This is a genomic window from Micromonospora sp. NPDC048063 (assembly GCF_043202855.1).
In the GTDB taxonomy this organism is placed as follows: domain Bacteria; phylum Actinomycetota; class Actinomycetes; order Mycobacteriales; family Micromonosporaceae; genus Micromonospora.
Genome location: NZ_JBIDBG010000001.1, coordinates 1 through 23,275, shown reverse-complemented (window position 1 = coordinate 23,275; position 23,275 = coordinate 1). Strand labels below are relative to the sequence as shown.

Annotated in this window: 24 protein-coding genes, 1 rRNA gene and 1 pseudogene; 16 read left to right on the top strand and 10 right to left on the bottom strand. The window is 75.4% G+C overall.

Annotated elements, in window-relative coordinates:
• Positions 1–73 precede the first annotated feature (73 nt).
• From ACGFZ2_RS00130 to ACGFZ2_RS00120, 3 genes are read left to right on the top strand one after another with little or no spacing between them, the layout of a single operon-like run.
• Positions 74–598 carry a PadR family transcriptional regulator gene (locus ACGFZ2_RS00130; protein WP_393266538.1) on the top strand — a complete coding sequence of 175 codons (525 nt, stop codon included), beginning with the start codon at positions 74–76 and terminating at the stop codon, positions 596–598.
• Entirely contained in the window at positions 595–1,275 is a 681-nt protein-coding gene (locus tag ACGFZ2_RS00125) for an ABC transporter ATP-binding protein (protein ID WP_393448498.1), read from the top strand. Before ACGFZ2_RS00130 ends, ACGFZ2_RS00125 begins: the two co-directional genes overlap by 4 nt.
• Entirely contained in the window at positions 1,272–3,554 is a 2,283-nt protein-coding gene (locus ACGFZ2_RS00120; RefSeq protein WP_393448495.1) for an ABC transporter permease, read from the top strand. Before ACGFZ2_RS00125 ends, ACGFZ2_RS00120 begins: the two co-directional genes overlap by 4 nt.
• Before the next feature lie 26 nt (positions 3,555–3,580).
• Here ACGFZ2_RS00120 and ACGFZ2_RS00115 read toward each other — a convergent pair whose 3' ends face one another.
• The 3 genes from ACGFZ2_RS00115 to ACGFZ2_RS00105 all read right to left on the bottom strand — a co-directional run bounded on the left by ACGFZ2_RS00115 (position 3,581) and on the right by ACGFZ2_RS00105 (position 7,476).
• Positions 3,581–4,708, bottom strand: coding sequence for a (Fe-S)-binding protein (locus ACGFZ2_RS00115; RefSeq protein WP_393448492.1), 1,128 nt, complete (start codon positions 4,706–4,708; stop codon positions 3,581–3,583).
• Positions 4,705–6,090 (bottom strand): FAD-binding oxidoreductase, encoded by a 1,386-nt coding sequence (locus ACGFZ2_RS00110; RefSeq protein ID WP_393266547.1) that lies wholly within the window; start codon positions 6,088–6,090, stop codon positions 4,705–4,707. The genes ACGFZ2_RS00115 and ACGFZ2_RS00110 overlap by 4 nt, the downstream gene beginning before the upstream one ends.
• Before the next feature lie 126 nt (positions 6,091–6,216).
• The gene (locus tag ACGFZ2_RS00105) at positions 6,217–7,476 is read right to left on the bottom strand and encodes a hypothetical protein (RefSeq protein ID WP_393266550.1); all 1,260 of its coding nucleotides are present in this window, start codon (positions 7,474–7,476) and stop codon (positions 6,217–6,219) included.
• A gap of 230 nt (positions 7,477–7,706) precedes the next feature.
• On the opposite strand from ACGFZ2_RS00105, the gene ACGFZ2_RS00100 reads away from it, so the two are divergent.
• From ACGFZ2_RS00100 to ACGFZ2_RS00075, 6 genes are all read left to right on the top strand, one after another.
• Entirely contained in the window at positions 7,707–9,260 is a 1,554-nt protein-coding gene (locus ACGFZ2_RS00100; RefSeq protein ID WP_393448489.1) for an NAD(P)/FAD-dependent oxidoreductase, read from the top strand.
• A gap of 109 nt (positions 9,261–9,369) precedes the next feature.
• Positions 9,370–9,564 carry a hypothetical protein gene (locus ACGFZ2_RS00095; protein WP_393448486.1) on the top strand — a complete coding sequence of 65 codons (195 nt, stop codon included), beginning with the start codon at positions 9,370–9,372 and terminating at the stop codon, positions 9,562–9,564.
• 228 nt (positions 9,565–9,792) lie between these two features.
• On the top strand, positions 9,793–10,128 hold the full coding sequence (locus ACGFZ2_RS00090; RefSeq protein ID WP_393448483.1) for an ArsR/SmtB family transcription factor: 336 nt from the start codon (positions 9,793–9,795) through the stop codon (positions 10,126–10,128).
• A complete protein-coding gene (locus ACGFZ2_RS00085) occupies positions 10,125–10,445 on the top strand; it encodes a hypothetical protein (RefSeq protein ID WP_357461682.1) in 321 nt (106 codons plus the stop codon). Before ACGFZ2_RS00090 ends, ACGFZ2_RS00085 begins: the two co-directional genes overlap by 4 nt.
• A 29-nt stretch (positions 10,446–10,474) precedes the next feature.
• Complete coding sequence (locus tag ACGFZ2_RS00080; protein WP_393448480.1) at positions 10,475–12,331, top strand: serine hydrolase domain-containing protein; 1,857 nt, start codon at positions 10,475–10,477, stop codon at positions 12,329–12,331.
• Positions 12,332–12,340: 9 nt separating this feature from the next.
• Positions 12,341–12,826: a GNAT family N-acetyltransferase gene (locus tag ACGFZ2_RS00075; protein WP_393266561.1), complete on the top strand. Its 486-nt coding sequence runs from the start codon at positions 12,341–12,343 to the stop codon at positions 12,824–12,826.
• A gap of 59 nt (positions 12,827–12,885) precedes the next feature.
• Here ACGFZ2_RS00075 and ACGFZ2_RS00070 read toward each other — a convergent pair whose 3' ends face one another.
• Entirely contained in the window at positions 12,886–13,731 is an 846-nt protein-coding gene (locus ACGFZ2_RS00070) for a siderophore-interacting protein (RefSeq protein ID WP_393448477.1), read from the bottom strand.
• Positions 13,728–14,762, bottom strand: coding sequence for an ABC transporter substrate-binding protein (locus ACGFZ2_RS00065; RefSeq protein WP_393448474.1), 1,035 nt, complete (start codon positions 14,760–14,762; stop codon positions 13,728–13,730). Before ACGFZ2_RS00065 ends, ACGFZ2_RS00070 begins: the two co-directional genes overlap by 4 nt.
• A gap of 67 nt (positions 14,763–14,829) precedes the next feature.
• Here ACGFZ2_RS00065 and ACGFZ2_RS00060 point away from each other — a divergent pair, with 67 nt between their 5' ends.
• The 4 genes from ACGFZ2_RS00060 to ACGFZ2_RS00045 are packed head-to-tail and all read left to right on the top strand — an operon-like array spanning position 14,830 to position 18,470.
• Positions 14,830–15,930, top strand: coding sequence for a FecCD family ABC transporter permease (locus tag ACGFZ2_RS00060; protein WP_393450164.1), 1,101 nt, complete (start codon positions 14,830–14,832; stop codon positions 15,928–15,930).
• Positions 15,927–16,955, top strand: coding sequence for a FecCD family ABC transporter permease (locus ACGFZ2_RS00055; RefSeq protein WP_393266568.1), 1,029 nt, complete (start codon positions 15,927–15,929; stop codon positions 16,953–16,955). Before ACGFZ2_RS00060 ends, ACGFZ2_RS00055 begins: the two co-directional genes overlap by 4 nt.
• Positions 16,956–17,002: 47 nt before the next feature.
• Entirely contained in the window at positions 17,003–17,914 is a 912-nt protein-coding gene (locus ACGFZ2_RS00050; RefSeq protein ID WP_393266570.1) for an ABC transporter ATP-binding protein, read from the top strand.
• On the top strand, positions 17,907–18,470 hold the full coding sequence (locus ACGFZ2_RS00045) for a GNAT family N-acetyltransferase (protein WP_393266573.1): 564 nt from the start codon (positions 17,907–17,909) through the stop codon (positions 18,468–18,470). The genes ACGFZ2_RS00050 and ACGFZ2_RS00045 overlap by 8 nt, the downstream gene beginning before the upstream one ends.
• Before the next feature lie 99 nt (positions 18,471–18,569).
• Here ACGFZ2_RS00045 and ACGFZ2_RS00040 read toward each other — a convergent pair.
• The 4 genes and pseudogenes from ACGFZ2_RS00040 to ACGFZ2_RS00025 all read right to left on the bottom strand — a co-directional run.
• Positions 18,570–18,704, bottom strand: a pseudogene (locus tag ACGFZ2_RS00040) (dihydrofolate reductase family protein); the annotation flags it as partial.
• A 52-nt stretch (positions 18,705–18,756) separates the two neighbouring features.
• Entirely contained in the window at positions 18,757–19,359 is a 603-nt protein-coding gene (locus ACGFZ2_RS00035; protein WP_393266576.1) for a GerMN domain-containing protein, read from the bottom strand.
• The gene (locus tag ACGFZ2_RS00030) at positions 19,356–20,711 is read right to left on the bottom strand and encodes a sensor histidine kinase (protein ID WP_393448471.1); all 1,356 of its coding nucleotides are present in this window, start codon (positions 20,709–20,711) and stop codon (positions 19,356–19,358) included. The genes ACGFZ2_RS00035 and ACGFZ2_RS00030 overlap by 4 nt, the downstream gene beginning before the upstream one ends.
• On the bottom strand, positions 20,708–21,382 hold the full coding sequence (locus tag ACGFZ2_RS00025; RefSeq protein ID WP_350686351.1) for a response regulator transcription factor: 675 nt from the start codon (positions 21,380–21,382) through the stop codon (positions 20,708–20,710). The genes ACGFZ2_RS00030 and ACGFZ2_RS00025 overlap by 4 nt, the downstream gene beginning before the upstream one ends.
• Positions 21,383–21,594: 212 nt before the next feature.
• On the opposite strand from ACGFZ2_RS00025, the gene ACGFZ2_RS00020 reads away from it, so the two are divergent.
• The 3 genes from ACGFZ2_RS00020 to ACGFZ2_RS00010 are packed head-to-tail and all read left to right on the top strand — an operon-like array spanning position 21,595 to position 22,966.
• Positions 21,595–21,966, top strand: a complete 372-nt coding sequence (locus ACGFZ2_RS00020) for a GlsB/YeaQ/YmgE family stress response membrane protein (protein WP_393448469.1) — start codon at positions 21,595–21,597, stop codon at positions 21,964–21,966.
• Positions 21,963–22,619 carry an STAS domain-containing protein gene (locus tag ACGFZ2_RS00015; RefSeq protein ID WP_393448466.1) on the top strand — a complete coding sequence of 219 codons (657 nt, stop codon included), beginning with the start codon at positions 21,963–21,965 and terminating at the stop codon, positions 22,617–22,619. The genes ACGFZ2_RS00020 and ACGFZ2_RS00015 overlap by 4 nt, the downstream gene beginning before the upstream one ends.
• Before the next feature lie 47 nt (positions 22,620–22,666).
• Positions 22,667–22,966, top strand: coding sequence for a BON domain-containing protein (locus ACGFZ2_RS00010; RefSeq protein WP_393448463.1), 300 nt, complete (start codon positions 22,667–22,669; stop codon positions 22,964–22,966).
• 65 nt (positions 22,967–23,031) lie between these two features.
• Here the strand turns inward: ACGFZ2_RS00010 and rrf are convergent.
• Positions 23,032–23,148 (bottom strand): 5S ribosomal RNA (rrf, locus tag ACGFZ2_RS00005).
• Between the last annotated feature and the right edge of the window lie 127 nt (positions 23,149–23,275).

Below are 23,275 nucleotides of genomic sequence, written 5' to 3'. Positions count from 1 at the left end.
CTCCCATGCGACGGATACCGCCACACCCTACCGGTATACACACCGCGTATACGTGATGTGTATAGTGCCCGACATGTCGATCGGACAGACCTTCCTCGGCCTGCTGGAGGCCACCCCCCGCCACGGCTACGACATCAAACGCCTCTACGACGAGCGCTTCGGCCACGCCCGCCCGCTCGCGTACGGGCAGGTCTACGCCACCCTCTCCCGCCTGCTGCGCAGCGGCCTGGTGGAGGTGGAGGCGGTCGAGCCCGGCGAGGGCCCGGAGCGCAAGCGGTACGCGATCACCGAAGCCGGCGTCACCGATGTCGGGCAGTGGCTGGCCCGGGCGGAGAAGCCCGAGCCGTACCTGCAGAGCATCCTCTACACCAAGGTGGTGCTGGCCCTGCTGACCGGCCGTTCCGCCGCCGACCTGCTCGACGTGCAGCGCGGCGAGCACCTGCGGCTGATGCGCGAGCTGACCCGCCGCAAGCGCGACGGCGACCTCGCCGAGCAGCTGATCTGCGACCATGCTCTGTTCCACCTGGAGGCCGACCTGCGCTGGCTGGAGCTGACCGCCGCCCGTCTCGACGACCTCGCCGCGGCGGTCCGGTCGTGACCGCGCCGCTGCTGGTCGCCGAGGACCTGCACCGCTCCTTCGGCCCCACCCGGGCGCTCGACGGCGCCAGCCTGCGCGTCCACGAGGGGGAGGTGCTCGCCGTGATGGGCTCCTCGGGCTCCGGCAAGTCCACCCTGCTGCACTGCCTCGCCGGCATCGTCCGACCCGACTCCGGCCGCGTGCTCTTCGCCGGCCGTGACCTCGCGACCCTCACCGACGCCGAGCGCAGCGCGCTGCGCCGGGAGTCGTTCGGCTTCGTCTTCCAGTTCGGTCAGCTCGTGCCGGAACTGACCTGCCTGGAGAACGTGGCGCTGCCGCTGCGGCTGGACCGGGTCGGCCGCCGCGAGGCGGAGCGCCGGGCCGCCGGGTGGCTGGACCGCCTGGAGGTCGCCGAGGTGGCCGGCAAACGGCCCGGCGAGGTCTCGGGCGGGCAGGGGCAGCGGGTGGCGGTCGCCCGGGCGCTGGTCACCCGCCCCCGGGTGGTCTTCGCCGACGAGCCGACCGGCGCACTGGACTCGCTCAACGGCGAGCGGGTGATGCGGCTGCTCACCGCTGCCGCCCGAGAGACCGGCGCGGCGGTGGTGCTGGTGACGCACGAGGCGCGGGTCGCCGCGTACTCCGACCGGGAGGTGGTGGTGCGCGACGGCCGCACCCGCGACCTGGAGGTCGTGGCGTGACGCGGCTGCGCCACGGCGCGGCCGACCTGGCCATGGGCGCCCGCATGGTGCTGACCGGCGGCCGCGACGGCTGGCTGCGGGCGGTGCTGACGGCGGTCGGCGTGGGGGTCGGGGTGGCGATGCTGCTGCTCGCCGCCGCGGTGCCCGGCGCGCTGAACGCCCGCGAGGCGCGCGGCGACGCCCGCGACGACCTGCGGATGGGCGCGCCGATCCCGGCCGCCGCGAACACGCTGCTGCTCCGGCAGGTCGACACCGCGTTCCGGGGGCAGCCCGTGCGGGGCCGGATGCTGCAGGCCGAGGGGGCGGCCGCACCGGCGCCGCCGGGCGTGGCGACGCTGCCCCGCGCGGGCGAGGTCGTGGTCTCCCCCGCGCTGCGCGACCTGCTCGACTCCGCCGACGGCGCGCTGTTCGCACCCCGGCTGGGCGGGGCCCGGGTCACCGGGGTCATCGGCGACGAGGGCCTGGCCGGCCCCCGGGAGCTGGCCTTCTACCTGGGCAGCGACCGGTTGAGCGCGGACGACGACGCGATCCGGCTGGACGCGTTCGGCGGCGGGATGCCCGGCGAGGGCTTCGGCCCGGTGCTGATGGTGCTGGTGGTCGTCATCTTCGTCGTCCTGCTGCTGCCCATCGCCGTCTTCCTCGGCGCGGCGGTGCGGTTCGGCGGCGAACGCCGCGACCGGCGGCTGGCCGCGCTGCGGCTGGTGGGCGCGGACGCCGCGATGGTCCGGCGGATCGCCGCCGGGGAGGCCGCGACCGCCGCGCTGCTCGGCGTCGCGGTCGGCGGCGCGCTCTTCGCGCTCGGCCGCCAGGTGGTGCCGCTGGTCACCCTGATGGACCTCAGCGTGTACGCCGCGGACGTGCGCCCGCCGCTGCCGCTGGTCGCCGCCGTGGTGGTGGCGGTGCCGGCGCTCGCCGTCGTGGTGACCCTGGTGTCCATGCGCACCGTGCTCGTCGAGCCGCTCGGGGTGACCCGGCGCGCGACGCCGGTGCGACGCCGGCTGGCGTGGCGGCTGCTGCTGCCGGCCGCCGGGCTCGGGCTGCTGCTGGCCGGCACCGCCGGTGTCGCCCCGCTGGGCGCCGAGCAGCAGACGGCGGCCGGTGCGGTGCTGCTGCTGATCGGCGTGGTCACCCTGCTGCCCTGGTTGACGGACCTGCTGGTACGCCGGCTGCGCGGCGGTCCCGTGCCGTGGCAGCTCGCGGTGCGGCGCATCCAGCTCGACAGCGCCACCTCGGCGCGCCTGGTCAACGGCATCGCGGTCGCGGTGGCGGGCACCATCGGGCTGCAGATGCTCTTCGCCGGCGTCTCCGACCGGTTCACCGTCGCCACCGGGCAGGACACCTCCCGGGCCCAGGTGCAGGTGGAGTTCCCCGCCCGCCCCGACGCCGCCGCGGCGCTGGGCCGGCTGGCCGCCGCGCCCGGCGTGACCGGCAGCAACGCCACCCTGCGGACCGTCGTCGGGGCCGCCGGGGGCGGCACGTTGGTCGACCTGCGGGTCGGCGACTGCGCCGCGCTGGCCGAGTTCGCCCGGCTCGACGGGTGCGCCGACGGCGACGTCTTTCTGGTCCGCGACGCCACGGCGCCGCAGGCGGAGATCCGGCCGGGCGCCACCGTCACGGTGCCGGACGTCGACGGGTCGGCCTGGCAGATCCCCCGGGACACCCGGGAGGCGCCGATCCGTCCCGGCCCCGCCGGCCACGCGCAGACCAGCGTGCTGGCCACCCCCGGTGCGGTCGACGCCGCCCGGCTGGGCCCGTTGCGCGCGGACGCGTACCTGCGGCTCGCGCCCGACCGGCCGGACACGCTGGAGCACGTCCGCAACGTCGCCGCCGGCGTCGACCCGTTCGCCTCGGTGCTCACCCTGACCGGGACCACGCAGGCCACCCAGTTCGTCAACATCCGGCGCGGCCTCTACGTCGGCGCGGCGGTCACCCTGCTGCTGATCGGGGCCAGCATGCTGGTCGGCGTGCTGGAGCAGCTACGGGAGCGCCGCCGGCTGCTGGCGATGCTGGTCGCGGTCGGCACCCGGCGCGGCACGCTGAGCTGGTCGGTGCTGTGGCAGACCGCCGTGCCGGTGGTGATCGGGCTCGTCCTGGCGGTGGTCTTCGGGCTGGGTCTCGGCGCGGTGCTGCTGCGCATGGTGCGGGAGCCGGTCACGGTCGCCTGGCCGGCGCTGGGCATCTCCACCGGGCTGGGCGCGGCGGTGGTGCTGCTGGTCACCGGGCTCAGCCTGCCGGCGCTGTGGCGGCTGACCCGGCCGGACGGCATCCGCACCGAGTGAGGCCGCGAGCCGGCGTCCCGACCCGCTCAGACCGGTCGGGACGCCGGCTCGACGCGGGTGAGCAGCTCGGCCAGGTGCACGGCCCGGACGGGGGACCGGCGCCGGCGCAGCCCGGTGCGCAGCTGCCGCAGGCAGCCCGGGTTGACCGCCACCACCAGATCCACGCCGGCGGCCTCGATCTCGTCGAGCTTCGCGTCCAGGATCCGCCGCGACTCCTTCGGCCGCAGCAGCGAGTACGTGCCGGCGGCGCCGCAGCAGGTGGCCGCCGAGGGCAGCTCCACGTAGTCGGCGACCTGGCGCAGCAGCGCCCGCGGCTCGGCGAAGACGCCGAGGCCGTTGCGCAGGTGGCAGGAGTCCTGCAGGGCGACCCGGGCGCGCCGGCCGGCCACCCGCAGCTCCGCGCCGGCGGGCCGGTCGGCGAGCCAGGTGGACAGCTCGCGCACCCGGTCCCGGCCGAGCACGGAGGCGAGGTGCGCCGCGCAGCCGCCGGAGGTGGTGACGATCGTGCCCGGCAGGTCCTCGCCGAGGCGCTCGGCCAGCCGCTCGCCGCCGGCCAGGTCGCCGTTGTGCGCGTGCAGCGCGCCGCAGCAGCCCTGCGCGGTGGGGACGGCCAGCCCCGGGTCGAGCGCCCGGGCGGCCCGGCTGACCGCCGGGAACAGGCCCCGCTCGACGCAGCCCAGCATGAGCTGCGCGTCGGGCCCGCCGGCAGCACCGGGCTCGGACGGCGGGGCGGCGGCCGGGCCGGGCTCGGGCGACGGGGCGGCGGCCGGGCCGTGGGCGGCGCGGCGGACCAGGCCGAGCAGCCGCAGCACCCACCGCTGCTCGACCAGCAGCATCAGCGCGCGGGCCACCAGCGGCCGGCGCGGGCCGCGCCACTGGTGGACCCGCCACTGCTCCAGCAGGCTGCCGTACTCCACGCCGGCGGGGCAGACCGGTTCGCAGGCGCGGCAGCCCAGGCAGAACGAGGACTGCTCGGCGAGCGTGTCGTCGTCCGGGGGCAGGGTGCCGTCCTGCAGCGCCCGCATCAGCGTGATCCGCCCGCGCGGCGACGACGCCTCGTCGCCGGTCATCGCGTACGTGGGGCAGGCCGGCAGGCAGAACCCGCAGGAGATGCAGCGGGACAGCTGCTCCGGGTTGAACACGTCGCCGGTCACGAGCCCAGCTTTCCGGGGTTGAGGACGCCCGCCGGGTCGAAGGCGCTCTTGATCCGGCGCAGCAGGGCGAGCTGGTCGTCGCCGAGCCGGGCGGCGAGGAACGGCAGCTTCGCCGCCCCCACCCCGTGCTCGCCGGTGATGGTGCCGCCCAGGTCGAGGGCGGCGGCGAAGACGTCGGCGAAGGCCGCCTCGGCCCGGCGTACCGCGTCGTGGTCCTCGGCGGAGTCGAGGACGCAGGTGGGGTGCAGGTTGCCGTCCCCGGCGTGGCCGAAGGTGGCGATGGCGACGTCGTGCCGGACGGCGATCGCGTCGATCCGGTCGACCATCTCGGCGATGCGCGGCCGGGGCACGGTGGCGTCCTCCAGGATCGTCACCCCGCCCCGGCGGGACAGCGCCGGCAGCGCGCAGCGGCGGGCGGCCAGCAGCGCCTCGGCCTGGGCGACCTCGCGGGCGGTGGTGACCTCCACCGCGCCGGCGTCGACGCAGGCCGCGCCGATCCGGTCGAGGTGGGTGGCGACCAGGTCCGGCGGGCCGTCGTCGCCGAAGAGGAGCAACGCCCCCGCGTCGGCGCGCAGCCCCAAGTGGGCGAAGTCCTCCACCGCCGTGATGCAGGCCCGGTCGAGGAACTCCAGCGTCGCCGGCACCACGCCGGCCCGGATCACCCGGGCGACGGCCTCCCCCGCCTCGGCGAGCGTCGGGAAGTAGGCGACCCCGGTGTTACTCGACGCGGGCGCGGGCAGCAGCGCCACCGTCGCCTCGGTGATCACCGCGAGGGTGCCCTCGGAGCCGGTGAGCAGCCGGGTCAGGTCGTACCCGGCGACGTCCTTCCACAGCCGGCCGCCGGTGCGGATGACCTCGCCGGTGGGCAGCACCGCCTCCAGGCCCAGCACGTAGTTGCGGGTCACCCCGTACTTCAGCCCGCGCAGCCCGCCGGCACAGGTGGCGATGGTGCCGCCGACGGTCGCGACGGTGCGGCTGCCCGGGTCGGGTGCCCAGAGCAGGCCGCGCGCCGCGGCGGCGTCGGCCAGCGCGGCGCTGGTCACGCCGGGCTGCACCCGGGCCAGCAGCTCGTCGGCGCTGACCTCCAGGATCGCGTTCAGCCGGGTCAGCACCAGCACGATCCCGCCGTGCAGCGGCACGGTCGCGGCGCACAGGTTGGAGCCCGCGCCGCGCGGCACCACCGGCACCCCGTGCCGGGTGGCCAGGGCCAGCACGGCGGCGACCTCGGCGGTGTCGGCGGGGAACACCACCGCGTCGGGCCGGTGCGAGAAGAGCGGGGTCGCGTCCCGGGCGTACGCCACGAGGTCGCCGGCCGCGTCGTGCACGTGGGCCGGGCCGACGATGCCGCGCAGCTCGGCGAGGACGGTCGCGGAGAGCGCCATGCCAACCCTTCCCGGCGCACCGGTCGCGCCCGTAGATTTTCGCCAACCACGATTGGGTGGTCGGCGACAGTTTTCAACGGGATCATAGAGAGCCGGGCCCGTCAGGTGAAGACGGCACCGGGCCCCTCAGATGATGAAGTGGGTCCAGTAGGCGAGCCAGGTGACGAAGAGAGCGCCCTGGAGGAGGGCGAGGGCGGCGGTCAGCCAGGCGTCGGCGCTGGCGTGCCGGGCCCAGCGGGCCAGCACCAGGCCCACCGGGAACGCGGCGAGCAGGTAGCGCAGCAGGCTCTTGTAGACCGGCGGCCCCATCGACAGCGGCACCAGGACCATGATCAACCCGTACGTGAGGTAGGGCAGCCCGAGGTGGCGGACGCCCGCGACCAGGACCACCAGCACCACGACGGCGAGCCACACCCGCAGGGCGTCCCGCGGCGGCGAGTCGGTCAGGCCGTGCCACAGCACCCCCAGCGGGTTCTGCACGGAGATGCCCCAGCCCCTCTCCTGGGCGTGCTTGTAGGCGAACCAGTCGCCGCTCTGCCACCGGCAGAACGCCATGTAGCTCAGCCAGCCGGCGGGCACCAGCACCAGCGGCCAACCGGCGCGGAGGTACGCCCCCAGCGCGCGCGGGCCCAGCCGGTAGCCGTGCTGCCGCAGCAGCACCAGGGCCAGCGGGAGCACCACGAAGAACCCGACCGAGCGGCTCAGCGACAGGAAGAACCCCACGACGCCCACGAGCAGCCAGCGCCGCCGCTCGGCGTAGTGGAAGGCGGCGAGCGCGAGGCAGAGGAAGAGCGACTCGGTCAGCGCCGCCTGGAACAGGAACGCGGCCGGCAGCAGCACCAGGTAGCGGACGAACCGGCGGGCCGCCGCGTCGTCGCCGAGCAGCCGCTCGCCCAGCCGGTGGGCGTAGTAGAGCATCAGCAGGAACGCGACGTTGGCGACGAGCAGCAGCGCCAGCGCGGTGTTGCCGCCCAGCAGCGGGGCCAGCGGCCGGGCCAGGAACGGATAGAGCAGCGGGAAGCCGAAGTCCCGCCACGGCTCGTCGAGCGGGAGCCGGGCCAGGTGGTCGTAGAGGAACGAGTCCCAGGCGAACCAGAGCGAGACCCCGCGGTGCCCGGAGACCGCCCGCTGCTGCTCGCGCATCGTCGTCTCGTCCGGCGGCGGCGCCCACGGCACGTCGTCGAAGGCGCTCAACGCGAGCACCCCGACGAGGCTGAGCACGATCTTGGTGCCGAGGAAGACGCCGACGACGAACAGCCACGGCGCCGGCACCCGGTCGGCGGCCCGCGCGGCGGCGCGCCGCAGGTCGTGGCCACGCCGGGCGAGCCGGGCGGGCAGGCGCCCGCCCCGCCGCCGCGCGTCCGTGACGGCCCGCCACCTGTCCATCACCGCTTCTCCCGATCCGGCCGCCAGAACGGTGCCACATCCCCGTTCCGGGGCGCTTGACACGTGTACGCGGCGCGCCGGCCCGGCCGCCCGGCGGTGCGCTCGGGGCCGGGATGGCCGCCCGGCCAGGTCGCCGGGCCGCGGAACCGGCATCCGGATCCGGGGTGAGTTCGGGCCGATGCCGGGTAAGCGGGCCGCCTCCGGCAGGCGGAAGCAGGGAGCGGCACGGCATGGACGAACAGCGCGGCACGGTGGTCATCGGCGCGGGACCGGCGGGCCTGACCGCGGCGTACGAGCTGCTCCGGCGGGGCGCCCCGGTCCGGGTGTTCGAGTCCGACGACGTGGTGGGCGGGATCAGCCGCACCGTCGAACGGGACGGGTGGCGCTTCGACATCGGCGGGCACCGGTTCTTCACCAAGGTCGCCCGGGTCGAGGAGTTCTGGCACGAGATCCTGCCCGACGAGGACTTCCTGCTGCGGCCCAGGATGAGCCGGATCTACTACCGGGGCGCGCTGTTCGACTACCCCCTGAGTGCCGCGAACGCCCTGCGCAACCTGGGCGTCCGGGAGGCGGCGCTGTGCATGGGCTCGTACGCCTGGGCCCGGCTGCGCCCGCCGAAGGACCAGTCGCACTTCGAGGGCTGGGTCTCGGCCCGGTTCGGTTGGCGGCTGTACTCGATGTTCTTCAAGACGTACACCGAGAAGGTCTGGGGGATGCCGGCCGACCGGTTGCAGGCCGACTGGGCCGCGCAGCGGATCAAGAACCTGTCGCTGGCCAAGGCGGTGCGCAACGCCGTGCTGCCCCGGCGCAACCGCAAGGACGTGACCAGCCTGATCGAGGAGTTCCAGTATCCGAGGCTCGGCCCGGGGATGATGTGGGAACGCTGCGCCGAGGAGGTGCGCCGGCGCGGCGGCCGGGTGGAGACCGGCAGCTGGGTGACCGCCGTGCACCGCGACCCGACGCGCCGCCGGGCGGTGGCGGTCACCGTCAACGGCGTGGGCGGGCAACGGACCGAGCCCGCCGAGCACGTCGTCTCCTCGATGCCGATCTCGGAACTGGTGGCCGCGCTGCGCCCGGCCGCCCCGCCGGAGGTGCTGGCCGCCGCGGCCGACCTGCGGTACCGGGACTTCCTGACCGTCGCGCTCGTGGTGCCCGAGGAGTTCTCGTTCCCGGACAACTGGATCTACGTGCACGACCCGGCGGTCAAGGTCGGCCGGATCCAGAACTTCGGGTCGTGGTCGCCGCACCTGGTCAAGGACGGCCGCACCTGCCTGGGGCTGGAGTACTTCGTCTTCGAGGACGACGAGACCTGGCGTACGCCAGACGCCGAGCTGGTCGCCGCCGCGACGGCCGAGCTGGAGCGGCTCGGCCTGGTCCGGCCGGGCGTCGTCGAGGCCGGGTACGTGGTGCGGATGCCGAAGGCCTACCCGGTCTACGACGAGCGCTACCAGCGCAACGTGGGCGTGATCCGGGACTGGCTGGCGCGGGAGGTGCCGAACGTGCACCCGGTCGGCCGCAACGGCATGCACCGCTACAACAACCAGGACCACTCGATGCTCACGGCGATGCTGACCGCCGAGAACATCGCCTGCGGGACCCGCCACGACGTCTGGTCGGTCAACGTGGAGCAGGACTACCACGAGGAGTCGAGCCACGACGGAAACGGCCACCGGGGCACCGGCCGGGACGCCCCGATCGTGCCGGCCCGGCCCGTCGCCCCGGCCGTCACCACGCTCGACGGTGCCCCCCGGCCCGAACGGCCGGCGCAGGTACGCCTCGGCTGAGCCGCCCGCCGCACGGCCGAGGGCGGGCGCGCCCGGGCCGGGACGGCGGCGGGTCGACGGGACGGCCGGGCGGCGACCGCCGTACCGGCCTGGTCCGGCGGCGCTGCCGGTGAGCAGGCCCGGCCCCACGCAGCGGACGCCCACCGCCGACGACGTGGCCGGCTGCCTCCGGGCGTCCCTCGGCCCCGGCCGGCGCACGGTGGCGATGCCGAGCCGGGGCATCAGGGCGCGCACCGACCCGCGGCGGCACGCCCTCCCGGCCGACCTGCTCCGCCGCGACCTCGCCGGACTCGCCGGGAGCTGACGCGGTCGCGGCGTGACGCTCCGCTCGCCCGACGGCGGCAGGGGTTCGGCCTGCCCCGGAAGATCGCGATGTCCTCGGTCGCCGAGCCGGGAGCCGACCGGATCACGGGGCCTGGGCGCGGACGACGGTGGCGTCGAACACTGTTCGCTGGCGCTTTCGCCCCTCCCGTGTCAGTATCTTCTGACAGGGGGGTGTCATTGATTTCTGACACCCGGAAAGGTGCAGGTGATGAACGAGACGCAGCCGAACGGGGAGGAACTGCTCGCCGCGCTCGCCGCGCTCGCGAGTCCGCACCGACTGCGGATCATCGCCACGCTCGCCGAGGGCCGCAGCTACGTCAGCGCACTGGCGCGGCGCCTGGAGATGAACCGGCCCCTGCTCTACATGCATCTGCAGCGGCTGGAGGCCGCCGGGCTCGTCACCGGCTCGTTGGAGACGGCGCCCGACGGCAACTCGGTGAAGTGGTTCGAGGTGGTTCCGTTCGCGCTGACGCTGACGCCCGCGACGGTCGCGGCCGCCGTACCGACGTTGGAAGCCGGTGGCTTCGGAAAGGACAAGAAGTGATCACAGCAGCAGCCGAGGACGACATCGCCCAAGTCGCGATCGTCACATGGACGGTTCTGTTGATCGCCCTGGTGGCGATCGTGGCGTTCGTGGCGCTGGGCATCTACCGGGCCCGGCACGCCGCCGCTCGGGAGGCGCAGTACCGCGCCCTCGCCGAGCAGGCCGGCGACGCGCAGGCCCGGCTGGCCGAGAACGCGCGGCAGACGACCGCGGAGCTGACCGGCCTGCGGTCGGACGTCCAGGCGACCCACACGGAGTTGGCGCAGGTCAGGGCGCGTCTGACCGAGCTGGAGCGCCTGCTCAGCCAGATCGGCTGAACCGGAATCCCACAGACAGGAAGAGCACAGTGAGACATCAGCTACGACGTACCGTCGCCGTCCTGGCAGCGGTCGTCTGCCTGGCGACCGCCGGCGGAATCCCGGCACACGCCGCCGAGGACGAGACCGCCCGGGTGCAGGCGTACCTGGACCGCTACCGGGACGCCAACCGCGTACCCGGGCTCGCGGCGGCCGTCGTACGCGGGGACCGGGTCGTGCAGGAACACGCCGCCGGAGTCACCGGCGACGGCGCGCCGGTGACCGCGCAGACACCCTTCCTGCTCGGCTCGGTGAGCAAACCGTTCACCGCGCTGGCGGTGCTGCAGCTCGCCGAGGCAGGCCGGATCGACCTCGACGCGCCGGCGCGTGCGTACGTGCCCTGGTTGCGGCTGGGCGACGCGACGGCGACCGCACGGATCACCGTCCGGCACCTGCTCACCCAGACCAGCGGGCTGCCCGAGGTCGCCACCAGGGGCCTGACCGACCGCTACGACAACACCCCCGGCGGGCTGGCCCGGTCGGTACGGGACCTCGCCGACGTGCCGCTCGTCGGGCCGCCGGGTGCGAAACACCGGTACAGCGACGGCAACTACATGGTGCTCGGTGCGCTCGTCGAGGAGGTCACCGGTCGCACCTTCGCCGACCACCTGCGTCGCACCGTCCTCGATCCGTTGCGGATGCGGCAGACGGCGGCCACCGCCGACGAGGCGGAGCGGGTTGGCCTGCCCGCCGGCCACCGCCGCTACCTCGGTCGACCGCAGGGCTTCGACCCGCCGTACGACACCTCCGGCGCCCCGTACGGCTACCTGACCGCCAGCCTCGCCGACCTCGGCCACTTCGCTATCGCCCAGCTCAACGGCGGCCGGCACGGGGAGTCCCAACTGCTGTCGGCCGCCGGCGTCGCGCAGTCGCACCTCGGCCAGGCCGCCAGCGGCAGCGGCGGCCGGTACGCCCTGGGCTGGCGCGACACGACGCTGGCGGGCAACGGCGCACGGCTGGTCTGGCACGCCGGCGCGACCCCGGGCTACTTCGCCCACGTCGTGCTGGTGCCCGACTCCGAGCTGGCCGTGATCGTGCTGGCCAACCTCTACCACCCGGCCGCCGACCCGGCGCTCGCCTCGGCCGGTTTCGACATCGCGCGAATTCTGCTCGGCGCTCCGACCGCACCAGCGGCGAACGACACCCTCCTGCTCTCGGTCGCCCCCGCGCTGTTCGGCGTCGCCGGCCTACTCGTGGTCGTCCTGGTCGGTACGGTGCTCGGCGGAGTGCGTCGGCGCCGCACCGGTCCTCCGCCGGGCAGAAAGGCGCTGGTCGCGGCCGCCGCCTGGGCGGTCGGCTGGGCGGCGCTGGCCGTTGCCGTGCTCTGGGTGCTGCCCTCGTCCGTGGGCGGCGGCCTGGGCACGCTGATGCTCTGGACACCGGACATCGGTCACGCCGCCGTGGCCGTCGCCGTGGTGGCCGGGGCCCTCGCGCTGACCCGTAGCGTGTTCGCCCTGGCCGGGGCGCGGAACGCCGTGGGCCGCCCCCGGCCCGCGCGCCGCCTCCGAGGAGGACCCCCTGCCCGCACCGCTGTAGCGGCCTGGCACCGGGTGCCGAGTCCGGCGGCGGGGTTGGGGGGGGGGGCCCCCCCCCCCCCCCGGGGTGGGCGGGCGCCCCCCCCCCCCCGCCCCCCCCCCCCCCCCCGCGCCCGCCCCCCCCCCGGCCGGGGGCCCGGGCCCCGGGGGCCCGGGGCGGGGGGGGTCCAGGGCGGGGCCCCAACCACCCCCTTGGCTTTTGTCCGGCACCCCTCCTTACACGTCAGCCCTCCGCGAGGCGGCGGCGACACGCTGTCGTGCGCGGTCCGGTCCCGCCGGAAACGCCTTGCCGACCCGGTGGCGGCCCCCTAGGGTGCCGGCGTGCTGATCCGCGAGTTCGACGAGGCCGACTGGGCCCAGGTGTGGCCGATCGTCCGGGAGGTGGTGCGGGCGCGGGAGACCTTCCCCTACGACCCGGAGATGACCGCCGAGCAGGCGTACGACATGTGGGTGGAGGCCGCGCCGGGCCGCACCGTGGTGGCGGTCGACGGCGACCGGGTGCTCGGCACCGCCAAGATGGGCACCAACCGCCCCGGGCCGGGGTCGCACGTCTCCACCGCGAGCTTCATGGTCGACCGCGCGGCGCGCGGCCGGGGCGTGGGCACCGCGCTGTGCCGGCACGCGCTCGACTGGGCCCGCGACCGGGGGTACGCGGGCATGCAGTTCAACGCGGTGGTCGAGACGAACACCTCGGCCGTCGAGCTGTACCGGCGCGAGGGCTTCACCGTGGTCGGCACCGTGCCCGGCGCGTTCGCGCACCCCACCCTCGGCCGGGTCGGCCTGCACGTGATGTACCAGGAGTTCTGACCCGGCGCCGCCCGGTCCACCGGGCGGCGCCGGAACCGCAGCTGTGCCGCCGCCGACCGTCAGGCGACGGCCGCGGCGGTCGCCTCGGCGCGCAGGTCCTCCTCGGAGGCGCCGCGACGCCAGTAGCCGGAGAACGTGACGTGCCGCCGGTCGAGGCCGCGTTCGCCGACGAGGTGCCGCCGCACCGCGCGCACCATCGACGACTCGCCGGCGACCCAGGCGTACGGGGTGCCGGCCGGCAGCCGCGCGGCGCGGACCGCGTCCGCCAGCAGGGTGCTGCCGGGGGCGGTGCCACCCCGGACGACCCAGCTCACCTCGGCGCGCGCGGCGGTGGGCAGCTCCTGGATGTCCGCCACGTCGGGGACCTCGATCCAGGCCCGGACCCGGGCGTCGGCGGGCAGCCAGGCCAGGATGCCGGCGGCGGCGGGCAGGGCGGTCTCGTCGGCGACGAGCAGCACGGAGTCGGTGCCGGCCGGGGGGCGGAAGCAGACGCTGCGGTTGTCGCGCACGGCCGGGCCGAGCAGCACCACCCGGTCGCCCGGCAGGGCGCGCCCCGCCCAGCGGGAGGCGGGGCCGGTGTCGCCGTGGCCGACGAAGTCGATGTCCACCTCGGCGAGCTCGGGCCGCTGCTCCCGGATGGTGTAGGAGCGCATCACCGCGCGCACGTCGGGGTCCATCGCCCGGTACGCGCCGAACCAGTCCTCCCCCGCCTCGACCGGGAGCACCGGCGCGGGCTGGCCGGGGTGCGGCAGGAACAGGGAGACGCTCTGGTCCCGGCCGCCGCCGGCGAAGTCGGCCAGGTCCGGCCCGCCGAGGGTGACCCGGATCAGGGAGGCGCCGATCCGCCGTGCGCCGACGACCTGCGCGGCATAGAAGCGGTACTGGAGGGCGACCGCCGTGGTCACGCGGTCACCTTCTTCGCGTTCCGGATGGCGGTGGCCAGGTTCTCCAGCAGCGGCGCGGCGCCGGCGTACGAGAAGCGGGGCACCGCGTCCCACGGGGTGATCTGGTTGGCCTTCACCGCCGGGAGTTGCTGCCAGGTCGGCTTGCTGGCCATGTCCTTGGGCTGCAGGGCGGTGCTGCGGTTGTCGAGCAGGATCAGGTCGGCCGGGAACTTGCCCGCGTTCTCCCAGCTGAGGGCCTCGAAGTAGTCGCCGGCCTCCAGCTTGGTGGGGACGACGATCTCCACGCCCAGCTCGGCGAAGTACATCAGGTCGGTGCTGACCTTCGGGTTGGAGATGTAGAACAGGTCGGGGCTGCCGGAGGAGGCCAGCACCTTGATGCCCGGGTTCGCCCTGACCGCCTGGCGGACCGCCTCGGCGGCGGCCTCGAAGCGGGCCTTCGCGTCGGTGACCTTCTTCGCGGACAGGTCGGCGCCGAGGGACTCGGCGAGCTGCGCGTACCGCTCGATCGGCTTGGTCATCGGCACCCGGGCGGTGGTGATCGCCACGCTGGGGGCGAGCGGGAGGATCTTGTCCTTGCTCTCGTCCGGCACGTACCACAGGGCGCCCGGGTCGTACATGTGGGTGACGAGCAGTTCCGGTCGCAGGGCCGCGTACTTCTCCAGGCTGAACTCGCCCCAGACGTTGCCGAGGACCTGCACGGCGTCCACGTTCAGGTCGCCGGCCTGCGGCTCGGCGGTGCCGTCGGCGCGCTTCGTCTCACCGAACACGCCGACGATCTGCTTGTCGAGTCCGAAGTCGACCAGCGCCGCGGCGACCCCGGTGAAGGCGACCACCCGGGTCGGGCGGTTGGCGGCACTCACCTTCTCGTTGCGGTCGTCGGTGAACGACCACGGTCCGCCGGAGCCGGCTGTGGCGGGGGCGGAGTCGTCGTCCCGGCCGCAGCCGGCGAGCAGGGCGGCCAGGGTGGCGGCGCCACCGGCGGCGAGCAGGCCCCGGCGGGAGAGTCGGCGGGCGGACACGGGATGCGGCATGGCGATGTCTTTCGATCAGGGTCGGGCGAAGGACCATGGACAGCGGGGTTAGGTTAACCTAACCTAAATCGCTGTCAAGCCCCGCCCGGAATCACGCACCACATCGGAGCCCACACTGTCCGCCACCCTCACCTCACGCATCGGCGCGCCACCGGCACCGCCCGTCACGCCCCGGCGTGGCCGCGCCGCGCTGCGGGCCACCGGCCTCGCGGCGTCGGTGCTGCTGCTCGTCGCCGTCGCGATGCTCAGCATCGCCGTGGGCGCCAAGCAGCTCCCGCTCACCGACGTGTGGCAGGGCCTGCTGCACCGCGACGCCGCCGAGTACGCCGTCGTGCACCGGATGCGGCTGCCGCGCACGCTGCTCGGCCTGCTCGCCGGCGCGGCGCTCGGCGTGGCCGGCGCGGTGATGCAGGCGCTGACCCGCAATCCGCTGGCCGACCCCGGGCTGCTCGGCATCAACGCCGGCGCCTCGGCGGCGGTGGCCAGCGCGGCGGCGCTGCTCGGCATCGGCGGCGTCGGCGGCCAGGTCTGGTTCGCGCTGCTCGGCGCGGCCGTCGTCACCGCCGCCGTCTACCTCGTCGGCGGCGGGCGCGGGGCCACCCCCGCCCGGCTGGCGCTGGCCGGCGCGGCGCTCAACGCCACCCTCTACTCGTACGTCAGCGCGGTGATGCTGCTCGACACGGCGTCGCTGGAACGGCTGCGGTTCTGGACGGTCGGCTCGCTGGCCGGCGCCGAGGCATCGACCGTACGCACGGTCGCGCCGTTCGTCGCGGCGGGCCTGCTGGTCGCCCTGGCCGCCACCCGCGCGCTCAACGCACTGGCGCTCGGCGACGACGCGGCGCGCGCGCTCGGCGCCCGGCCGGCCCTCGTCCGGGGCACCGTCATCGTGGCGATCACGCTGCTCTGCGGCGCCGCCACGGCGGCCTGCGGGCCGATCGTCTTCGTCGGTCTGCTCGTGCCGCACCTGGTCCGCGCGCTCACCGGGCCGGACCTGCGCTGGCTGCTGCCGTACTGCGCGGTGCTCGCCCCGGTGCTGCTGCTCGGCGCCGACGTGCTGGGCCGGGTGCTGAGCCGGCCGGGCGAGCTCCAGGTCGGCATGGTGACCGCCGTGGCGGGCGGGCCACTCTTCCTCTGGCTGGTACTGCGCGGGCGGGTGGCCCACCCGTGATCACCATCCGCACCCCCGGCGGCGTGTCCCTGCGGCTGCGCCCCCGCGCCGTCGCCGTCGGCCTCACCTGCGTGGTGCTCGCCCTGGCGCTGAGCGTGCTCGCCATCGGCAGCGGCGACTACCCGATGAGCCCCGCCGACGTGCTGCGGGCCCTCGCCGGCCGGGGCAGCCCGGCCGAGGAGTTCATCGTCACCGAGCTGCGGCTGCCCCGACTGGTGACCGCGCTCTGCGTCGGCGCCGCGCTCGCGCTGGCCGGCGCGGTCTTCCAGTCGCTGGTCCGCAACCCGCTGGGCAGCCCCGACATGCTCGGCTTCACCCAGGGCGCGTCGACCGGCGCGCTGGTCGTGGTGGTGCTCGGCGGCAGCAGCATGCTGCTGGCCTCGGCGGCGGTGGTCGGCGGCCTCGCCACCGGCATCCTGGTGTACGCGCTCGCCTGGCGGCGCGGCGTGCACGGGTTCCGGCTGATCCTGGTCGGCATCGGCACCATGGCGATCCTCACCGGCGTCAACGGCTGGCTGCTGACCCGGGCCCAGCTGATGGACGCCGCCCGCGCCGTGCTCTGGCTCACCGGCAGCCTGGACGGGCGCGGCTGGGTCAACGCGCTGCCGCTGCTGGTCGCGCTGGCGGTGCTGGTGCCCGTGCTGCTGGTCGGCTTCGGGCCGGCCCTGCGCCTGGTCGAGATGGGCGACGACAGCGCCGCCGCCCTCGGCGTACGCGTGGAGCGGGTGCGCCTGGTCGTGCTGGCGGCGGCGGTGCTGCTGGTCTCCCTCGCCGCGGCCGCCGCCGGGCCGGTGAATTTCGTGGCGCTCACCGCGCCGCACCTGGCCCGGCGGCTGACCCGGGCGCCGGGGCCGAACCTGCTGCCGTCGGCGGCCGTCGGGGCCGTGCTGCTGGTCGCCGCCGACCAGCTCGCGGTACGCGCGTTCCCCGGGCACCAACTGCCGGTGGGCGTGGTGACCGGGGTGCTGGGCGGCGCCTACCTGATCTGGCTGCTCGCCACCGAACGCCGGGCCGGCCGGCTGTGACCGCGCACGGCCGGCGGGCCACCCACGACGAGAACGGAGCACGGAGCATGCAGTCCCGGCTGAGCGGCAACGCGATGACCCTCGCCTACGAACGGCGGACCATCGCCGAGGACCTGAGCGTCGCCGTGCCCGACCGCTCCTTCACCGTCATCATCGGCCCCAACGCCTGCGGCAAGTCGACCCTGCTGCGCGCCCTGTCCCGGCTGCTGAAGCCGACGGCCGGGGCGGTGCTGCTGGACGGGGAGGACATCCACCGGCTGCCGGCCCGGGGCGTCGCGCGCACCCTCGGCCTGCTGCCGCAGACGTCCGTCGCCCCGGACGGCATCGGCGTCGCCGAACTCGTCGCGCGCGGCCGGTACCCGCACCAGGGGCTGCTGCGGCAGTGGTCGCGCGAGGACGAGCGGGTGGTCGCCGAGTCGATGGCCGCGACCGGGGTGGCCGACCTGGCCGACCGACCGGTCGACGAACTGTCCGGCGGGCAGCGGCAGCGGGTGTGGATCGCGATGGCGCTGGCCCAGCAGACGCCCCTGCTGCTGCTGGACGAGCCGACCACCTACCTGGACATCGCCCACCAGATCGAGATCCTCGACCTCTGCGCCCGGCTGCACGAGGAGCAGGGCCGCACCCTGGTGGCGGTGCTGCACGACCTCAACCACGCCGCCCGCTACGCGACGCACCTGATCGCGATGCGCGACGGGCGGGTGGTCGCCGCCGGCCCGCCCCGGGAGGTGGTCACCGCGGAGCTGGTCGAGGAGGTCTTCCGGCTGCCCTGCCGGGTCATCGACGACCCGGAGACCGGCACCCCCCTGGTCGTCCCCGCCGCCCGCCGCCGGGCCCCGGCGGTCGCGGTCGCCAGCGGGAACCCGCTTGAGCCGCCGCCTCGCGTCAGCCCGGCGCCACGCGGGGGCCACGTCCGCGCGCATCGACCGGAATCGTCGTACGGTGGGCGCGATGCGTGAGGCGACCAACACCCACGGAGAGGACGTCGACGGGTTCGGCCGGGTCACGATCCGCCCCGTCGACCCGGACACCGACATCGACCTGATCCACGGTTGGGTCAGCGAGGAACGGGCCCGGTTCTGGGGCATGCGCGACGCGGGTCGCGAGCGGGTCGCCGAGATCTACCGCTACCTGGACTCGCTGACCACCCACCACGCGTGGCTCGTGCACCGCGACGGCGTGCCGGTCGCGCTGTTCCAGACGTACGAGCCAGCGGCCGACCCGGTCGGCCAGTGCTACGACGTCCGGCCCGGCGACCACGGGGCGCACCTGCTGATCGGCCCGCCGACCACGACCGAGCGGGGCTTCACGGGCGCGCTGCTGGGCGTGTTCCTCGGCTTCGTCTTCGCCGACCCGCTGCGCCGGCGGATCGTGATGGAGCCGGACGCGCGCAACGACAAGGCGGTGGACCGGCTGCTGCGGACCGGCTTCGTCGCCGGCCCGCTGATCGACCTGCCCGACAAGCGGGCCCGGCTGATGTTCCTCGACCGGGAGTCGTTCGAGGCGCGCCGCTGACCGCCGGAGGCGCTCCCGCGCCGAGAGGGCGTAGCGGATCAGCACCACGTCGCCGATCTGGCGGGCCTCCGCCACCCGGGCGCGGCGGCCGGGGTGCCACGGGAACCGGCCGTCGCCGACGAACCGGGGCGCCCGGCGGTCGCCGACGAAGAACGGGGCCACCACCAGGTGCAACTCGTCGGCGAGGCCGGCGGTGAGGAACTGCGCGAGCACGGTCGGCCCGCCCTCCACCATCAGCCGGCGCACGCCCCGCGCGGCGAGGTCGGCCAGGCGGGGAGGCCGGCCGTCACCGGGGCGCGACGAGGTCGGCGTAGTCGGCGACGGTGAGGGGGCGCCGGGACAGCGACCCGTCGGCGCGCGGCACCCCGAGCGGCGCCCCACCCCGCAGGAACGCCACGGTGTCGACGTCGGAGCGGGCGGTCAGGGTGCAGACGATCTGGCCGAAGGCGAGGACCTCGTCGCTGCGGCCCGTCTCGTCGCCGGCCTCACCGACGTCGACCTCGACCTCGGTGCCCCGGGGCCGGGCGACGGCGGCCGCGACGGCCCCCGGCAGGGCGGTGCTGAGGCCGCTGTCGCGCTCGGCGGCGGTCGGGCCGGCGAGCAGTTGCTGGAGCTGGGCGTCGACGGTGGGCGTGGCGTCCACCCGGCGCTCGACGCGCACCAGACGGTCGTCGCGGACGAAGCAGAGCACCGCCGTCGCCCGCCCCGCCGTCAGGGTCGGGGTCGGGGTCGCCACGACCGTGCCCGAGGTGGGGAACGGCCCGGGCGGGGGCGCCACGGTGCGGGGGGCGTCCTCCGTCGGGACGCCGCAGCCGACGAGCAGCCCGAGGGCGACGAGCGCAGCACCGGCACCCCGCCACCGTCCCGGCCGGCGCGCCCGGCGGCTCACGACGACACCCCGGGCAGCTCGACCCGGAAGCGGGCGCCCCCGCCGGGACGGTCGCCCACACCGGCGCGTCCCCGGTGCGCGGCGGCGTGCTGGGCGACGATGGCGAGCCCGAGGCCGGTGCCGTCGCCGGCCGCGCGGGCGTGCGCGGCGCGGCCACGGACGAAACGGTCGAAGACGACGTCCCGGTCGGCCGGGGGCACGCCCGGTCCCTCGTCGTCGACCTCGATGATCCCCGTCCCGCCCCGCTGCGACAGCCGCACCGCCACCGGGCCACCGCCGTGGCGGACCGCGTTGTCGACCAGGTTGGCCAGGATCTGCTCGACGCGGCGCTGGTCGACCAGCCAGGTCGTGGCGGCCCCGCCGGTCGCGTGCACGAGCGCGCCCGGCAGCCCGCGCGCCTGGCACACCCGACGGGCCAGCGCCGCCACGTCGACCGGCCTCCGGTCCGCCGGCTGGTCGCTGCGGGCGAGCTGGATCAGGTCGTTGACCAGTTGCTGGAACCGGGTGATCTCGTCGGCCACCAGGCCGGCCGCGGTGGCGGTCCGGTCGTCGAGGTGCTCCCGGCGGCGGGCCAGGACGCTGGCCGCCGCCGCCAGGGTCTGCAGCGGCGAGCGCAGCTCGTGGCTGACGTCGGCGGCGAAGCGGCGATCCCGCTCGATGCGCTGGGAGAGCTGGTCGACCATGTGGTTGAACGACGTGGAGAGGCGGGTGAGGTCCGGGTCGGTGGTTGGCGCGAGCCGGGCGGAGAAGTTGCCATCGGCGATCTCCTGGGCGGCGTCGGCCACGGCGGTCAACGGGCGCAGGCTGTGCCGGGTGGCGTACCAGCCCAGGGCGGCGCCGGAGCCGGCGACCACGATGGCGACGGCGGTCAGCGCGAGCGCCAGGACCTGGAGGGTCTCGTCCAGCTCGCGCAGCGAGGTCAGCTCGTAGTAGCTGATGGACGGGGCCAGCGGCAGGCCGACGAGCAGGGTGGGCTGGCCGTTGACCCGCACCCGCTGCACGGCCGGCTCCCCCGCCCGGACGAGCTGTTGCAGGTCGCCTGGGATCGCGGCGGTCAGGCCGGCGTCGGCGTTGCGGGCGTACCAGTCGTCGCCGCGGTGCAACAGCGGTCGGCGGTTGCCGCCGGTGTCGAGGGACCGCAGCACCTCCACGACGTCGGGGTCCTCCGTGTCCAGCCCGGTACGCACCACCGCCGCGTCGAAGTACGCCGCCCGCACCGCGGTGCGCTCCCGCTCGTCGAGCAGGGACCGCCGGGTCAACTCGTACGAGACCAGCGCCATGGACGCCGACAGCAGCAGCGCGCCGACGGCGAATCCGGCGGACACCCGGGCCCGCAGCCCGAGCCGCCTCACCGGGTCAGCTTGTAGCCGAGGCCGCGCAGGGTGACCAGGTGCCGGGGGCTGCCCGGGTCGTCCTCGATCTTCTGCCGCAGCCGGCCCACGTGCACGTCGACGAGCCGCTCGTCACCCGTGTCGTAGCCCCAGACCCGCTGGAGCAGCTGCTGGCGCGACAGCACCCGGCCGGCGTGCTCGGCCAGCTCGCACAGCAACCGGAACTCGGTGCGGGTCACCGGCACCGGTCGGCCGGCCCGACGCACCTCCCCCGCGTCCGGGCTGATCTCCAAGGGGCCGAACGTGAGGACCGGCACGGGCGCGGGCACCGCCCGGGCCCGGCGGCGCAGCGCCCGCAGTCGCGCCGACAGCTCCTTGACCGCCACCGGCTTGACCACGTAGTCGTCGGCGCCGGCCTCCAACGCCGCCACGATGTCGTGGGTGTCGTCGCGGGCGCTGACCACCACGATGGGTACGTCGTCGTCGCGGCGCAGTTGCCGGATGCACTCGAAGCCGTCGAGGCCCGGCAGCATCAGGTCGACCAGCACGTTGTCGGCCGGCTCCCGGCGCTGCATCCGCAGCCCCTCCTCGGCCGTGGCCGCCCCCCGGACGGCGTAGCCCTCGTCCTCGAGCGCGAGCAGCAGCGCCAGACGGATCCGGTCGTCGTCCTCGATCACCAGCACGCCCGTCATACCCGCATCATCCCCAAGGCGGGCGCGAGCGCCCAACCGTGTCCGGCGTTCGACGGTTTTGTCACGCAACTGTCATACAACCGCGTGGCCCGCGCCACGGGCGCCAACCAGGGTGGTGTACGACACCGGGCCGGCCCGCCGGTCACGGCGGTCGGGCCGGGCCCGCCGGAGCGGCAGCCGTCGGCCGACCGGTCCTGCGCAGGAGGGAGCAGATGACCGTCGCCGGTCTCCTCACCGCACTCGCCGTGGGTCTCCTCGTCGCCGCGACGGGCTGGCTGGCGCTTCCCCGCCGGCGGGAGGTGCCGGCCTGGCTGGCCCTGGTGACCGGGATCGTCACCGCCGTCCTCGGCGTCATCCTGGCCCGCATCGTCGGCCTCGACACCGGTTGGTCCGGCCTGTGGCGCCTGGCCGTCCCGGCCGGCTCCGCCGTCCTCGGCGTCGCTCTCGTGGCCGCCACGGCGGGCCCCCGCCGCCCGCCCGTGCCGGCCTGCCGGACGCGGCCGGACCTCGATTCCAACCCGACGCCGCCGGTCGCGGACCGGCGCTTCGCCTCACCCGACCTCCCGTGGAGGAAGACCCCATGACCGTCGTACCGGACGACAACTCGATGACGCTGATCTGCGACAGCTGCGGAGACGTGACGACGGGAACCGCCTGCGTCCTGCCGGACGCCGAGGTCGTCTGGACCCTGGTCGCCGAGCACGGCTGGAGCGGCTCGCCCTTCGCGACGGGCCCGCACCGCTGCCCCCGCTGCAGCCTTCTCGGCGCGGACGCCGGGCGCGGCGGCGAGGCCGGCCGCGGCGCCCAGGTGGCCGGTGGGGTGTTGGGGGTGGACCACCTCGACGACGTCGCGGTGGCGACCGCCTCCGGTGACATCGACGTCGACATCACCGACGACCTGCGGACCGCGCTGCGGCAGGCGATCGACGTCTGCGGGCACGTCGTGGTCGACCTGACCCGGGTCCACCTGATCGACGCGAACGGGCTCGGCCTGCTCGTCCGGGCCCACCGCGACGCCCGCGAACGCGGTGCCGTGCTCTGCCTCGCCGCCCCGTCCCGCTTCATCCTCACCGTCCTGCACACCATGCGGCTGGACGGCCTGTTCCCGATCTTCGTCAGCCCGGAGGAGGCCGTCCGGCGGCTCTCCCCGGCCGGGGCGGGCGAGCCCGCCGGGCTGACGGCCACCGTGGCCGGCCGGGCCGGTCACCCGGCGCCGGCCGACACGCCGTCCCGCTGAGCCGGCACCGTCACCCCGCACCCGCACTCCGGCGAGAGGACGCCCACATGCTCATGCCCTGGCCGTACCCGGACGAGGGCGCGTTCCGTCCCGAGCCGCCCCGGCCGGCGCCCGACGACGAGGACGCCCGGTTGGCCGCGCTGGTCGCCCAGCGGTTGAGCAGCGACTGGTCCACGCGCGGCCAGCAGATCGTGGTGACCGCGCAGAACCGCGTCGTCATCCTCACGGGCGTCGTGGCGGGCCCGGACGCCCGGCAGGTGGCCGCCGAGATCGCCTGGGACGTGCGCGGCGTCGTCGACGTCTGCAACGCCCTGCGGCTCGCCGGCCCCCGGCGTCCCCGCCGCTGACGGGCCCAGCCCCGACCAAATGCGTTCAGGGCCACCCCGAAAGGGGTGGCCCTGAATGAAAGATTGTCCGGCGGTGTCCTACTCTCCCACACCCTCCCGAGTGCAGTACCATCGGCGCTGGAGGGCTTAGCTTCCGGGTTCGGAATGTAACCGGGCGTTTCCCCTCCGCCATGACCGCCGTAACTCTATCGACATATCAAACAACACCACACGGGGTCTGTTGTTCGTTCATCGAGAGTTGCACAGTGGACGCGTAGCAGCTTAGTAGTCAAGTCCTCGGCCTATTAGTACCGGTCAACTGAACCCGTT

Excerpts from the sequence above, each read along its gene's own strand:
- ACGFZ2_RS00130 (WP_393266538.1), top strand. The coding sequence starts at position 74 with ATGTCGATCGGACAGACCTTCCTCGGCCTGCTGGAGGCCACCCCCCGC.
- ACGFZ2_RS00110 (WP_393266547.1), bottom strand. The coding sequence starts at position 6,090 with ATGGCGCTCTCCGCGACCGTCCTCGCCGAGCTGCGCGGCATCGTCGGC.
- ACGFZ2_RS00105 (WP_393266550.1), bottom strand. The coding sequence starts at position 7,476 with ATGGACAGGTGGCGGGCCGTCACGGACGCGCGGCGGCGGGGCGGGCGC.
- ACGFZ2_RS00100 (WP_393448489.1), top strand. The coding sequence starts at position 7,707 with ATGGACGAACAGCGCGGCACGGTGGTCATCGGCGCGGGACCGGCGGGC.
- ACGFZ2_RS00090 (WP_393448483.1), top strand. The coding sequence starts at position 9,793 with ATGAACGAGACGCAGCCGAACGGGGAGGAACTGCTCGCCGCGCTCGCC.
- ACGFZ2_RS00065 (WP_393448474.1), bottom strand. The coding sequence starts at position 14,762 with ATGCCGCATCCCGTGTCCGCCCGCCGACTCTCCCGCCGGGGCCTGCTC.
- ACGFZ2_RS00050 (WP_393266570.1), top strand. The coding sequence starts at position 17,003 with ATGCAGTCCCGGCTGAGCGGCAACGCGATGACCCTCGCCTACGAACGG.
- ACGFZ2_RS00045 (WP_393266573.1), top strand. The coding sequence starts at position 17,907 with ATGCGTGAGGCGACCAACACCCACGGAGAGGACGTCGACGGGTTCGGC.
- ACGFZ2_RS00025 (WP_350686351.1), bottom strand. The coding sequence starts at position 21,382 with ATGACGGGCGTGCTGGTGATCGAGGACGACGACCGGATCCGTCTGGCG.
- ACGFZ2_RS00020 (WP_393448469.1), top strand. The coding sequence starts at position 21,595 with ATGACCGTCGCCGGTCTCCTCACCGCACTCGCCGTGGGTCTCCTCGTC.
- ACGFZ2_RS00015 (WP_393448466.1), top strand. The coding sequence starts at position 21,963 with ATGACCGTCGTACCGGACGACAACTCGATGACGCTGATCTGCGACAGC.
- ACGFZ2_RS00010 (WP_393448463.1), top strand. The coding sequence starts at position 22,667 with ATGCTCATGCCCTGGCCGTACCCGGACGAGGGCGCGTTCCGTCCCGAG.